12 protein-coding genes are annotated in these 13675 nt (G+C 62.5%); 8 read left to right on the top strand and 4 right to left on the bottom strand.

Annotation, left to right across the window (positions count from 1 at the left end; genetic code table 11):
* Positions 1-76 precede the first annotated feature (76 nt).
* Genes QAO71_RS12230 through QAO71_RS12205 form a run of 6 tightly spaced genes read left to right on the top strand, consistent with a single transcriptional unit; the run spans position 77 to position 6697 of the window.
* Complete coding sequence (locus QAO71_RS12230) at positions 77-931, top strand: TonB-dependent receptor plug domain-containing protein (protein ID WP_280164540.1); 855 nt, start codon at positions 77-79, stop codon at positions 929-931.
* On the top strand, positions 844-1425 hold the full coding sequence (locus QAO71_RS12225; protein WP_280165684.1) for a TonB-dependent receptor: 582 nt from the start codon (positions 844-846) through the stop codon (positions 1423-1425). Before QAO71_RS12230 ends, QAO71_RS12225 begins: the two co-directional genes overlap by 88 nt.
* On the top strand, positions 1361-2020 hold the full coding sequence (locus tag QAO71_RS12220) for a TonB-dependent receptor (RefSeq protein WP_280164539.1): 660 nt from the start codon (positions 1361-1363) through the stop codon (positions 2018-2020). The genes QAO71_RS12225 and QAO71_RS12220 overlap by 65 nt, the downstream gene beginning before the upstream one ends.
* Before the next feature lie 20 nt (positions 2021-2040).
* A complete protein-coding gene (cobN, locus tag QAO71_RS12215) occupies positions 2041-5919 on the top strand; it encodes a cobaltochelatase subunit CobN (RefSeq protein ID WP_280165683.1) in 3879 nt (1292 codons plus the stop codon).
* A complete protein-coding gene (locus QAO71_RS12210; protein ID WP_036988553.1) occupies positions 5916-6392 on the top strand; it encodes a MotA/TolQ/ExbB proton channel family protein in 477 nt (158 codons plus the stop codon). Before cobN ends, QAO71_RS12210 begins: the two co-directional genes overlap by 4 nt.
* Positions 6392-6697 (top strand): DUF2149 domain-containing protein, encoded by a 306-nt coding sequence (locus QAO71_RS12205; RefSeq protein ID WP_280164538.1) that lies wholly within the window; start codon positions 6392-6394, stop codon positions 6695-6697. Before QAO71_RS12210 ends, QAO71_RS12205 begins: the two co-directional genes overlap by 1 nt.
* Before the next feature lie 19 nt (positions 6698-6716).
* On the opposite strand, the gene QAO71_RS12200 is transcribed toward QAO71_RS12205, so the two are convergent.
* From QAO71_RS12200 to dsbD, 4 genes are all read right to left on the bottom strand, one after another.
* The gene (locus tag QAO71_RS12200) at positions 6717-7919 is read right to left on the bottom strand and encodes an MFS transporter (RefSeq protein WP_280164537.1); all 1203 of its coding nucleotides are present in this window, start codon (positions 7917-7919) and stop codon (positions 6717-6719) included.
* Between the two features lie 88 nt (positions 7920-8007).
* Positions 8008-8808, bottom strand: coding sequence for a thiol:disulfide interchange protein DsbG (gene dsbG, locus QAO71_RS12195; protein ID WP_280164536.1), 801 nt, complete (start codon positions 8806-8808; stop codon positions 8008-8010).
* A 2-nt stretch (positions 8809-8810) separates the two neighbouring features.
* Entirely contained in the window at positions 8811-9641 is an 831-nt protein-coding gene (locus QAO71_RS12190) for a TlpA disulfide reductase family protein (RefSeq protein ID WP_280164535.1), read from the bottom strand.
* Entirely contained in the window at positions 9638-11458 is a 1821-nt protein-coding gene (gene dsbD, locus QAO71_RS12185; RefSeq protein ID WP_280164534.1) for a protein-disulfide reductase DsbD, read from the bottom strand. Before dsbD ends, QAO71_RS12190 begins: the two co-directional genes overlap by 4 nt.
* 134 nt (positions 11459-11592) lie before the next feature.
* On the opposite strand from dsbD, the gene QAO71_RS12180 reads away from it, so the two are divergent.
* Both QAO71_RS12180 and QAO71_RS12175 read left to right on the top strand, forming a co-directional pair.
* The gene (locus QAO71_RS12180) at positions 11593-12264 is read left to right on the top strand and encodes a response regulator transcription factor (RefSeq protein WP_280164533.1); all 672 of its coding nucleotides are present in this window, start codon (positions 11593-11595) and stop codon (positions 12262-12264) included.
* Positions 12261-13631 (top strand): ATP-binding protein, encoded by a 1371-nt coding sequence (locus tag QAO71_RS12175; protein ID WP_280164532.1) that lies wholly within the window; start codon positions 12261-12263, stop codon positions 13629-13631. The genes QAO71_RS12180 and QAO71_RS12175 overlap by 4 nt, the downstream gene beginning before the upstream one ends.
* The last annotated feature ends 44 nt before the right edge of the window (positions 13632-13675 follow it).

Here is a 13675-nt window from a genome sequence, read left to right as displayed (position 1 = left end):
GTCGCTCACTATTGTTTTGTTATAGTATAACATGATAGTGTCTCGGCCCTTCCTCTATAGCCATAAGGACGGACCCATGACCTATTCCCAAGCTAAGCATCTTCTATTGCTGCCATTGGCCGCCATGCTGCCAATCTCAGCCGCTGCTGATGTGCTCACCCTGCAATCCCGGGTGGTGACGGCTACCAGCACTGAACGTTCGCTGCAGGATGCGCCGGCGACTATTACGGTGATTTCCCGCGAGGAGTTGGCTAGTCGACCGGTGCAGGATCTGGAGGATGCCCTGCGGGGCGCGCCCGGCCTGCAATTCACCGGTATCGGGCTTGGGCGACGGGGAGTGAGTATCCGGGGCATGGGCGCCGAGCAGACGCTGATACTGGTCAACGGGCAGCGTATCAACACCGCCGCCAGTGCGATTGCGCATGCCGACTTTGATCTCGGTTGGGTGCCGGTAGAAGCTATCGAGCGCATCGAGGTGGTACGGGGGCCGATGTCCGCGCTGTATGGTTCCGAGGCGCTGGGCGGCGTGGTCAATGTGATTACCCGTACGGCTACTGACAACTGGCGGGGTAGTCTCGCTGTTAATGGCGGTGTACCAGATCATGGGCAGGGTGGTCAGACCCATCAGTTGGGCGTATATGCCGGTGGCCCGTTGATCGAGAACGTGCTGGGGTTGAGTTTCACAGGCGAGAGCCGCAAGCGTCAGGCAACAACCGACCGGGATGACCCAGCGTTGTCCGAGCTGGAAGGACGCGAATCGCAGAGCGGCAGGGTGACCTTGCACTGGACTCCGGACGCGGCGCAGCAGGTCGATCTCATGCTGGCGAGTGGCCGCGAGGATCGCTGGCGCAATACCAGCAGCCGGCCGGGCCGAATAGTCGGGTGGAATACGAATCGCAGGATGATATCGAGCGTGATCAGTGGTCATTGAGCCACACTGGTAACTGGAGCTGGGGCAAGACCACGGTGCGCGCCTATGGCAACACCTTGAACCGTGGAAGCAGCGATAGCCGCCCGACCTCCAGCAAGTCATGGCAGAAGATGAGCGATGATATTGCCGATGCCACCGTCAGCCTGCCCCTGGCGGGCAACCATTTGCTCAGCCTCGGTGGCGAGTGGCGTCGCGAGCGGCTGGAGGATGACAGCCTGGCCAGCGGCAAGGGCAAGGCAACGCATCGGGCAGTGTTTCTGCAGGATGAAATCCAGTTGCATGAGGACTGGTCGCTGCTGCTGGGCAGTCGCTTTGACCAACATGAGGAGTATGGCTGGCAGAAGAGCCCGCGTGCCTATCTGGTATACAGCCATGGCGACTCGCTGACCATCAAGGGGGGGGGGCGGACGTGGCTTCAAGGCGCCCACCTTGAAGCAGCTGTCGCCCGGTTACTCGGCAATCGGTGGCGGCGGCCAGTTCACCATCCGCGGTAATCCCGACCTGAGTCCGGAACTCAATACCACGTATGAGTTGGCAGCCGATTACGTCGGTGATGGCTGGTCTGCCTCCGCCGGCATTTTCCAGAACAACCTGAAGGGGCTGATCCAGACCGTCTGCGTAGCCGACTGCGGCATTCGCGGGCGTGAGCTGCGCAATTACGAGAACGTCGACCGGGCGCGCATCCGTGGTATCGAGCTGGGGACGGAACTGGATCTGCCACTAAACCTGCACTGGGGCATCAACTATACCTATCTGGACGCCATCGATCGCAGCGCCGATCAGCGTCTGGCCGGCCGCTCGCGGCATCTGGCCAACACGCACCTGAAATGGTCGCCCACGCCAGGGTTCGACGCACAGCTGCGTGGTGAGTATGTCGGCAGCCAGCTCGGCTACAGTCGCAACGTCGCGTATGGATTACCGGCCTACAGTCTCTGGCATCTGGAACTGAGCCAGCAATTGACGCCTGACCTGACCCTGCGCGGCGGCATCGAGAACCTCAGCGATGAGCGGCTGGCGGATGACAACATGCTGTTCAACTATCCCGAGCCAGGTCGCACCTACCACGTCGGCCTGAGCATGAGCTTCTGACCATGGGCAGACTGCTAGTGATGCTGCTATTCATACTGGGCAGCAGCCCGGTATGGTCGGAGAGCGGGCCCGATATCCGTGTGCTGAGCAATGACTTCGTGTTGTCGGGCAAGCTGGCGCGGCTGCAGCGGTGGGCAGGAGACGCCGGTCTGCAACTGGACAGTCGCTATATTAGCGGCGAGGCCGAGCCAGCAGACCTGTTGGCCGGTCTGTTGATTCTCGATACGCCCCGGCCCGGTGATCTGGCACAGATGCAGGTCTTTCTCGGCGACCTGCTGGAGCACAGCGATACGCCCTGGATCCGGGTCGGCGGTGGCGCACCGGCTTTCGGTAACCTATCACCACCGGTTGCCCGGCAATTGATCGGCTATTACAGCAATGGCGGCGAGACCAACCTGCGCCACCTGTTTGATTACTGGCAGTTGCATCGCTCGGGTGAGAGCACAGCTTCGGTCCCGCCTGCTGCACCCCTGCCGGCGGCGGGCTTCTACCATTCCGATGCGCCAGCGCCATTCGAGAATGTGCGGGACTATCTGCAGTGGGGGAACGATCGCTGGCCTGAGCAGGCGCCGCGCATTGGCTTCATCACCCATGGCAGTAGCATTGCCGATGCCGAACTGGCGTTACTGGCCGCGCTGATCTACGCCAGCGAGCAGCGCGGCCAGGCACCACTGGTGTTCTGGATCGACGGCCAGAATCCGCAGGCGCTGACCGAGGTGGTCGAGCCAGCGGATGTGCGTGTGCTGGTCAATCTGACCCACATGCAAAATGGCACGGCGCGCCAGGCCGAGTTACGGCAGCTCGGTATTCCGGTATTACAGGGCTTTATCCAGCGTAGCAGCCTGGAAGATTGGCAGCAGTCCAGCTCGGGCATTGCTACCCATGCCGTAGCCACGCTGCTCGGCGTGCCGGAAACCTGGGGTCTTAGCGATCCGCTCGTGATCGGCGTGGTGGAGCAGGGCGAGCCCCGGTTGGTACCGGCACAAGCTGAAGCTCTGCTGGGCAAGATCGACCGGCTGGTACGCCTGCAGGATCTGCCGCCAACGGACAAGCAACTGGCCCTGCTCTTCTGGAACCATCCGGGCGGCGAGCGCAACCTGTCGGCCTCGCATCTGAACGTGCCGCGCAGCCTCGCTGCATTAAGTGCGGCTCTGGCCGAGGCGGGCTACCAGGTACCAGCCACCGATGAGCAGCAGTTCATCCATCTGGGCCAGCGCTTGCTCGCCGGTTACTACCGCCCCGACACCCTGGATGCCCTTTACCGCGACGAGTTGGCAGCGGCATTGCCGCTGGTTACCTACCAGCAGTGGCTGCACAGCCTGGCCGCATCGGTGCAGCAGGAAATGCAGGAGCGCTGGGGCGATCCGGCCAGTCATTGGGCGCTGCGCCAGATCGACGGTCAACCGCATTTCATCATTCCCCGGGCTCAGCTCGGCACGTTGCTGGTGATGCCGCAGCCGCCCCGGGCCGGCCGTCCGGGCGAGTCCTATCACGATACCGCGCTACCGCCGGACCATATCTATCTGGCGGCCTATCTTTGGTTGCAGGACCAAGCCGATGCGTTGATCCACTTCGGTACCCATGGCACTCAGGAGTGGTTGCCGGGCAAGGACCGCGGACTGGCAGTGGAGGATTATCCATTCCTCGCGCTGGGCGATCTGCCGGTGTTCTATCCCTATATCCAGGACAATATCGGCGAGGCCATGCAGGCCCGGCGACGCGGGCGTGCGGTGGTGGTCAGCCACCAGACGCCACCCTTCGCCCCCGCCGGGTTGTATGACGAGCTGCGCGAGCTGCATGACCTGATCCACCAGTATCAGCAGCTGGAAGAAGGTGCGGTACGTGAGCAGACGGCTGCGGCCATTCTGGAACAGGTGGCCGAGCAGGGCATGCTCGCCGACCTCGGCTGGGATGAAACAGGCGCAGCACAGGACTTTCCCGGCTTCTTTGCTGCCCTGCATGATTATCTGCATGCCCTGGCGGCAGACAGCTTGCCACTTGGCTTGCATACCTTTGGACAGCCCGCCGCTATCGAGCATCAACTGAGCACCGTGATTCAGCAGCTCGGTCCGTCCTATCTGCAAGCGGTGGCGGCTGCCAATGGTACGCCGTTCGATAGTGATGAGCCTGCTGCGCTGGATTTTGCCGAGTTGCAGGGCAGCCCTGCCTACCAGTTACTCGCACGGCATTTGCTGCACGGAGAGTCGATCGAGCGGCTGGAGGGGACCGAACTGCATGACTGGTTGCTAACGGCCCGCGAGCAGCAGCAGAACCTGGCCGAAACCGGCGAGATCGAGGCGCTGCTGGCCGGATTGGCCGGCGGTTTCATTGCTCCGGGCCCGGGCGGCGATCCGGTACGCAATCCGCAGGTGCCCAGTGGCCGCAACCTGTATGCCTTCGAGGCCGACAAGCTGCCTACCGCCAGCGCCTATGACGCCGGTGAGCAAGCTCTGGAGCAATTGCTGCAAGCCTATCGCGACGAGCACGATGGCCAGGCGCCAACCAAGCTCGCTTTCAGCCTCTGGTCGTCCGAGGCCATGCGCCATCTGGGTATTCTCGAAAGCCAGGTGCTGCATGCGCTGGGTCTGCGCCCGGTATGGGATAGCGGTGGCCGGGTACGCGCGCTGGAAATTATCCCGCGCAGCGAGCTGGGGCGGCCGCGCATCGATGTGGTCTTGCAGGTCACCAGTGTCTATCGTGATCAGTTCGATGGCTTCATGCTGTTGCTGGCCGACGCCATCGACCGACTCGCGCAATTGAATGAGCCGGACAACCCGCTCGCCAGCAATAACCGCGCCTTGATCGAGCGGCTGGAGATGCAGGGGCTGGATAGTGAGCAAGCCTCCCGCCTGGCCAATGTACGGATTTTCAGCAATGCGCCCGGCGATTATGGCACCGGTGTCACCCAGCTGACGCTGGACTCCACTACTTGGGAAGATGAGTCGGTGCTGGCCGAGCAGTTTCTGCAACGTCTGCAGCATGGCTACGGCAGCAGCGGACTGGTCGCACCGCCTCCCACAGGAAATCTGTTTGCCGAACAACTCAAGGGAGTGCAAGCCGCGGTGCTGGCGCGATCCTCCACGGTCAATGGATTACTGTCTACCGACCATCCCTTCGAGTACCTCGGTGGGCTGTCCCAGGCGGTGCGGCAGATCAACGGCCAGGCTCCGGCGCTATATATCAGCGATCTGCGTCAGAACACCCCCAAGACCACCGTTGCTGCCCAGTTTCTCGCTGGCGAATTGCGCAGTCGCTATCTCAATCCCCAGTGGATCGGCGCCATGCAGCAGGAGGGCTACGCCGGCACCCTGGAGCTGTTGAATATCGTGAACAATCTGTGGGGCTGGCAAGCCACCGATAGCAGCATGGTGCGCGACGATCAGTGGCAGGCGGTACATGACAGCTATGTGCGGGACAGTCGTGAGCTGGACCTGAACGCCTGGTTCGAGCAACACAATCCGACGGCCCAGGCGCAACTCATCGAACGTATGGTCGAGGCGATCCGCAAGGGCCACTGGGACGCCGACCAGCAAACCCGCCGCGAACTGGTGGAGCGCTGGCAGGCCCTGACCGAAGAGCATGGCGCCGATAGCGGCGCGGCGTTGACCGTGGAATTCATCAGCGATATGGCCGCCGGCTTCGGCCTTGGTGGAGCCACGGCGAATGAGCCGCATGACCGGGCAGTCTCCGCCGAACAGGCCGCCAGTCAGCCCGCTGACAGCACCTCGGTGCGTGGTCAGGTCATGCAGGAGGTCTCGCCCCAGAGCGAGACGCAAACGCCCTGGCGTATCTGGGCCGGTCTGCTGGGCATGCTCGGTTGCATTCTCTTCGGCGCCTGGAAGCAGCAGCGGGCCAATCGCAATACCCCCATCAATACATATCAAGTGGAAGCAACATGAACGCTCTGGAAGTCGGACTATACGAACTCACCCGCTGGTTTCTCACACCGGTGCTGCTGTTGATTATCGCCGCACTGATCTACTCGCTGATTGCCTTGGGCAGCTTCGCTATGGAAGCCTGGCAGCGTCGGCGGGGTTGTTATCGACCGCTGCTTGCGAGCTGGCAGCAGAGCCATGGCGGTACCAGTGATGATCTGGAGTTGCATATCATGCAGCGCCTGGAATGGTTGCGTATCACTTCACGCAGCACTCCCATGCTGGGGCTGGTAGCTACCATGATCCCGATGGGGCCGGCGCTACTCGCGCTGACCCGCAGCGATGCGCAGGGCATCGGCGATAATCTGGTGGTGGCCTTCTCCGCAGTGATACTGGCGCTGCTGGCCGCCAGTATCAGTTACTTTATCCTGACTGTTCGCCGCCGCTGGCTGTTGCAGGAATTGCGTAGCATGGAACGCGCCGGGGAAAATGTCTGATGCGCTTTCTTGAAGAAGACGAAGACGATCCGCTGCTGTCCATGGTCAACCTGATCGACCTGTTCCTGGTTGTGATTGGCATTCTGCTGGTGATCATCGTCCAGAACCCGCTTAATCCCTTCACCGAGGAAAGCGTGATAGTGATCGAGAATCCTGGGCAAAGTGATATGCGAATGACGATCAAGGACGGCGAAGAGCTGACCCGCTACGAAGCCAGCGGCGAAATAGGAGAAGGCCAGGGCAGCCGCGCCGGTGTCACCTACCGGCTCAATGATGGACGCATGATCTACATACCGGAGGGATAGGCTGGCCGGTGAGTGTTTATCATAGCGGCCCCGCTCCCATGGATGACGCGGGGCGCATCATTGCTGCCAGCAATAGCGCCGCAACGGCCAGTATCAAGGGCGCGAACGACACCCAGAGCACCGTGTCCCAACCATGCGCCGTCAGCAGGCCGCCGGAGGCGAACGAGCCCACGGCCATGGTGCCGAACACGATGAAGTCACTGAGCGCCTGCACGCGGGTTTTCTCTTCCGGTCGGTGACATTCAAGCACCATCGCCGAGGCGCCGATGAAGCCGAAGTTCCAGCCCAGACCCAGCAAGATCAGCATGATCCAGAAGTGCGGAATATCGATACCGGCCAGGCCGATGGCCGCCGAGGCGCCGATCAGGACGAGGCCCGAGGTGACGATCCGGCCGGCGCCGAACCGGGTGATGAGCCTGCCGGTGAAAAAACTCGGCGCATACATGGCAATCACATGCCATTGCAGGCCGAGGTTGGCATGTTCCTGGGTGTGCCCGGACATGCGCATGGCCAACGGCGCAGCGGTCATCAGGAAGTTCATCAGCAGGTAGGAAACGGCGCCGCAGATGACGGCAATGATGAAACGCCGTTGGCGCACCAGTTCAATGAGCGGACGCCCGCCGGCTATTTCGGCGGCGGTGGGCATGGGCAACCTCACGCCGGCCAGCACCATTGCTGACAGGCCTGCCACCAGGGCCTGGGCGAGGAAGGTGGCGGCGAACATGGGCGGTTCCCACAGATGCATGGTGTAGGTCACCAGCTGCGGCCCGAACACACCGGCCGCCACACCACCGGCCATGACGATGGATAGGGCACGAGGCCGCCATTCGGGTTCGACGCAATCCGCTGCGGCAAAGCGGAAAGACAGCACCACGGCGGCATAGGCGCCGCCAAAGAACGTCGCCAGGCAAAATAGCCAGAAGGACCCCAGCATTACCGCCAGCATGGCCAGCAGACCGGCCAGTACGCTGCAAGCACTGCCGGCAAGAAAGGAGGCGCGACGGCCGTAGCGGCGGGCGATTCTGCCGGTCGGCAGGATGCAGGCAGCCATCCCGACCACGAAGATCGAAATGGGCAACGTCGCCAGCGCCTCGATGGGCGCGAGCGTGGCGCCGATAATGGCTCCCGTCGCATAGATCACCACCGAATTGGCGCCTGCCAGCGCCTGGGCTATCGCTAGCCGCCAGATAGTGTTGCGCTGTTCCTGGCGAGTGCCCAACATCGGTTAGTCTCCTTTCTCGCTTGAGCACTTCATCTGCTCACCATTCGGTGCCGCTACTATAAAGAACTACGGCTTGCCCGGCTCTGGATTATTCGATCGGACCGGCAATGTGCGGCAACAGCGAATCCGGCGCACCGGTCTGCTTGTGCAGCTTGCCGCTCTCATCCAGCCAGACTACCGCCGGTGTGGCGCGCAGACCCAGCTCGGCCATCAGGGTGTGATTGGCATCCAGTTGGGCCTGGATCGGCGCAGGAATCCTGGCCATTGGCGGCACGCCTTCGTCGCTGATGGGACGTATCCGACCATCGCCGGCTTCCATGTGCAGGCGCGCGTGCTCCCCCAACTGCTGCTCCGCGTTCTCGGCGGTCAGCAGGGTGGCAGCCTTGGCGGCGCTGTTCTCGCGAATGATGCCGACCAGTACATGCCGCAGCTGCAGTTTTCCGCTGTCAATCCAGGGCCGGGCATCGACCCATAGCTTGTTGCAATAGGGACAGTTCAGGTCGGTGAAGACATAGGCCACCATGGGCGCGTCTGCTGCGCCATCGGTTATCCAGTTGCTCTGGGCCAGGCGTTCCCAGACATCCGTGGACATATGCGAGCCGACCTGCTGCTCCAGAGCGGTCTGGTTCACGTCGCGGCCTTCGGCGTCCAGGATTCTGCCGAGAATGATATGTTCGCCGTCCGGCGCTTCGTAGACCGCCAGTGGCTGGTCACCGTGATAGCCGGCCCAGGCGGTGAGACCACCCTTGGCCGGGAAGGTCCCGGTGAACTGTACGCCCATATCCCGTAGTTGCTGCAGTGCTGCCGGCTCCGGTGCGGCAGTCAGGGTTGGCGAGGCCAGCAGGCCGACCAGGAGTGCACCGGTCAGCCGGTGATTGATCTTGCCCATGGTTATTTTTCCTCCGATAGAAGTTCTGGTGTCAGGGCGTCCAGCCGTTGGGCCAGGCTGCCGCGCGACAGCTCACCCAGGCGTATGTCTTCCAGATTGCCTTCGGCGTTGAAGAACAGCGTCACCGGCAGCCCGCGTTGTCCCAGCGACTGGCCCATATCGGCCATCCGGTCCAGCAGCACGTTATCCAGGACCAGACCGGTATCGCGCAGGAAGTCCTGTACCGTTGCGCCGTCTTCGCCCTGATTGAGGAAGACGAAATGCATGTCCTCGCGTTCTGCCTGGGCTTGCTCGAACACTGGCATTTCCCGGCGACACGGTGGGCACCATGAGGCCCAGAGGTTGATCACGGTCGGCTTGCCGGCGAAGTCCGGCAGCCTCACGCTGTCGCCATTCAAGGCAGTCACCGGCAGATTGGGCAGTGGTCGGTTGGCGCTGGTGGGCAGTGCATTGAGGGCAATGCTCAGCAACAGGATCAGACTGAAGGTCGAGATGCCCTTGAGCATGGGTTGGCGCAATGCTGGGCGTCGGTGGATGATCAGCAGGGTGCACGCCCAGACGGTGGCCAGGCCCCACCAGGCATTCCAGCCCCCGTCCCGGATATCGAGCAGGCTCAATGGTTCGGCAAGGTAGACGTCGGCGTAGTTGAAAACAAAACCCAGGCGTGCGGCCACCAGGCCACTCGCCAGTGCGAGCCACACCGCCCCCTCGCTGCTGATCCCGAGACGCTTGGCATGCCGCGCGGCGATCCATGACCCCAGCACAGCCGCAATCATTACCAGTAATGCATTCAATGGCAGGGAGAAAGGGCCGATCGGGACGAACAGATTCATTGAAAATATCCTTGAAATTCGGTGATCAGGGCAAAGCTGTCGAGCAGTTTCTGCTCATCGAAGGCTCCTACCAGGCGTGCCTGTCGCTGCTCCTGCCCCTGTGGATTGAAGACCATGACCGTCGGCGGCCCGGCGATCTGGAAGTGGCGCATCAAGGCGCGCTGCTCAGCGCTGTGGTCGGTCACATCGATCTGCAGCAAGGTGATGCCATGGGTGCTCCGTAGCACGCTATCGGCGGTATAGACGTCCCGCTCGATCACCTTGCAGTACACACACCAGTCAGCCGTGAAGTCGACCATGACCGCCTGCCCCTGGGTTTGCGCCAGCTGCAACCGCTGCTGCAATTGCGGCAGGCTGGTCACCGGCTCGAACTGGAGCGACCCCGCAGGGTCATCGGCTGGTGATGCACTAGGTTGTGCCCAGCTCAGAGGGCGCAATGGATCCACCGCGCCTGCCGAGGCGCCCAGCAACTGCGCGCCACCCCAGATACCCAGCGCAACGCCCAGAGTGCGCAACAATAGCATTGATGACGGTCGCCGTGTCGTTGCCAGATGAGCCAGAGATAATCCCAGCGCGAGAAGCAAAACTCCCCACAGCGCCAGCACCAGCGGCGCTGGCAGTACCCGTTCCAGCATCCAGATGCCGGTGGCCAGCAGGGCGAAGCCGAAGGCCGCTTTTACCAGATCCATCCAGGGCCCGGGCCGTGGCAGGTAACGGGCTCCCAGAGTGCCGATCACCATGAGCGGCAGCCCCATTCCCAGGCCCATGCTGAACAGCAGGCCGGTGCCGATGCTGACATCGCCGGTTTGCGCCACATAGAGCAGCACGGCGGCCAAGGGTGCGGTCATGCAAGGGCCGACCAGCAGCGCCGAGAGCACACCCAGCAGCGCCGCGCCGATATAAGTGCCACCCTGGGTGCCGCGGCTCAGCTCATCCAGTCGCGTGCGCAGGCCGGAGGGTAACTGCAGGGTGAAAATACCGAACATGGCCAATGCCAGCACCAGGAACAGGCCCCCAAGAGTGCCGATGACCCAGATGTTCTGCAGTATTGCCTGCAATTGCGCGCCCAGCAGTGCTGCAACTGCACCCAGCAACGCGTAGGTGGCGGCCATGGGCAGCACGAAAGCGGTGGTCAGACGCAGCGCTTGGCCAGTCGATACCTGGCGACCCAGAATCAGGCTGGACAGGATTGGCACCATTGGCAGCACGCAGGGAGTGAACGTCAGTGCCACGCCGAGCAGGAAGAACACGGGGAGGGTCAACAGCAGCGAGGAGTTTTGCAGCCAGTCGAATATCCGGCTTTCACTGGCGCTGGCGAGGGTCGTCAAGGGTTGTGCAGCAGGGGCCACGCTGAGGTTGCCACTGGCAGTGGTAGCTATTTTGGCGCTGGCAAACTCGATCCGATGCTGCTGAGGCGGATAACACAGGCCACCATCGGCGCAGCCCTGCCAGACAATATCCACTGCGGTGCTGCCACGGGACTGCAGTTCCCACTGCACTGCATTGCGCAGTATGCTGGTCGGGCCGAAGGTCATATCCTCGATCATCTCGCCAGCCGGCAACTCGCCGGCCTCCACCGTGCCACCAGCCGTTGGCCTTGCGGCGAACTGGTCGCGATACAGGTAGTAGCCATCGGCGATATCAAAGTGCAGCAGCAGCCGTCCGGTCTCTGCATCCTGCTCCAGCACCTGCAGGCGGAATGCCTGCTCCGGCGCAAGAAAGTCATCGCCATGGGCCAGGCCGGCCAGCGTCAGTAGCAGTAAAAGGCAGAGTCTGCTGCTCTGCTTCAGCAGTTGTCTTGAACAGCGCATACCCATGCTGCCACTCCATAACCCAGTAGAATGGGGACTGAGCTTGTCGGCGGCAGATTAACCTCAGGTTAAGCCGATTCTTAATGGCGACTTCATTTTCGGGTGCGATCTTCTACCCCTAGCCAACAAAGGTAGTGAATATGCATGTACTGCTGGTCGAGGATAATGCGCTGGTGGCCAGTGGCGTCAGCGCCGGGCTGCGGCTCCACGACTACTCCGTCACCACGGTGCACAGCGCCCGGTCGGCTGACAATGTGCTCAGGTCTACCCACGTCGATCTGGTGATTCTCGATCTCGGCCTGCCGGATGAAGACGGCATTACACTGCTGCGCCGTTGGCGATCCGGTGGTCGCGATCTGCCGATCCTTATCCTTTCCGCCCGCGACGCCGTGGCACACAGAATCGCCGGGCTGAGCGATGGAGCGGATGATTATCTGACCAAGCCCTTCGACCTGGATGAGCTGCGCGCCCGCCTGCAGGCACTGCTGCGCCGCGCCAGTGGGCGCACGGCCAGGGAGATCCGCTGGCGGGATATTCGGCTGCTCCCCGAGCAGGGGCAGGCCTGGCGCTCCGGCGAGCCGGTTGAGCTGACTCGCCGGGAATTTGCCCTGCTGCAGGTGTTCTTCCAATATCCCCGGCAGATCCTGAGCAACGCCCAGCTCGAAGACAGCATCTATGGTCTGGAGCAGAATGTGGAGAGCAATGCACTCAGCGTCCATATCCATCATCTGCGCCGCAAGTTGGGCCAGGACATCATAGAAACCGTACGTGGGCAGGGCTACCGGCTTGGGTCGGGGGAGGGCGGGGCATGAGCCTCCGGCTGCGGTTATTGCTGGTCATCGGCATCTCGCTCAGCGTCCTGTGGAGCATCATGGCCGGGTGGCTATTCCTGGATATGCGCCGGGAGTTGCAGTCGGTACTGGATAACCGCCTGCAGGCATCGGCGCAGATGGTGGCGGGGCTGATCGAACAGATGCCGAGGGATGTACTGAACATGGAGCCCAGCCAGCCGCAGATCGATATTGCTACCCTGGACGGGTTGGCCTGCGAGGTGAGCATCATGCGCGGGCAGATCACCAGCACGCTGCTGCGCACGCAGGGCGGACCGGTCATTGCCGATGTCGGACCCGGTTTTGGCACCTATGTACGTGATGGTAATGTCTGGCGGGTTTATGTGCTGCAGCAGAGCGGCCTGCGTATTGCCGTGGCAGACCGGATGGGCGTTCGCAGCGCGCTGCTGAGGGATATGGCCCTGTCTGTTGGCTTGCCGTTCGCCTTTGCGCTGATCGGCAGCCTGATCCTGGTATGGTGGGCAACCACGCAGGGACTGCGTCCCTTCGACCGGGTACGGGCAGCCCTGGCCGGGCGTGATCCTGCCGATCTGACCCCGCTGCCGGCGATCGATGCGCCTGCCGACCTGCAACCGCTGATCGACACCGTGCATGAGTTGCTACAGCGGGTGGCCGCGGCCATACGCCGGGAAAGACGCTTCACGGATGATGCCGCCCATGAGCTGCGCACGCCGCTCACCGCCGTCCGCACCCATCTCCAAGTAGCGCGGATTGCGCTTTCCAGAGGCAATGACACCCAACTGGTCCAGGATTCCGTGGCCTGCGCCGAGCAGGGGGCTGTGCGGTTGCAGGAAACCCTTGACCAACTGTTGCTGCTGGCGCGGCTGGACAGCAACCAGCCGTCTCCCGAAGCCCAATCCACCTCCGTTGCCGATGCCGCGCGACAAGCCTTGGCGGAACTGGAGCCCCTGGAGCTGGATGCCGGCTCGCGGGTCAGCCTGGTCGAGCCGCCGGGGGGGACGGAGATCGCTGCGGTCATTCCCGCTTCGCTCTTGACCAGCGCGCTGCGCAATCTGCTGGATAACGCGCTGCGCTATTCACCGCAGGGCAGCCCGGTGACGGTCGAGTTGCATCGCGAGCCTGATTTGCGGGTCCGTATCCGGGTGCGTGATCAAGGCCCGGGATTGGCGGCGGAGGACATACCCGAAGTGGCTGCGCGCTTCTGGCGGGCGCAGCATGATGGCGCCGGCAGCGGATTGGGGTTGTCCATCGTCCAGTTGATTGCCGAGAAGCACCGAGGCAGCTTTTCCATCAGCAATCATCGCGATGGCGGGTTGGTTGCCGAACTGGTGCTACCGGCGGCCGATGACATCACGTCAGTCCCATAGCCATCCAGAAGTGCATCATGGCCCGGTTAGCGCAGAGCGACCGA

The sequence above is a fragment of the Halopseudomonas sp. SMJS2 genome (assembly GCF_029866945.1).
GTDB classification, from domain to species: domain Bacteria; phylum Pseudomonadota; class Gammaproteobacteria; order Pseudomonadales; family Pseudomonadaceae; genus Halopseudomonas; species Halopseudomonas bauzanensis.
The sequence above is the reverse complement of the archived record's forward strand: the minus strand, read 5'-3'. Positions and strand labels throughout refer to the sequence as shown.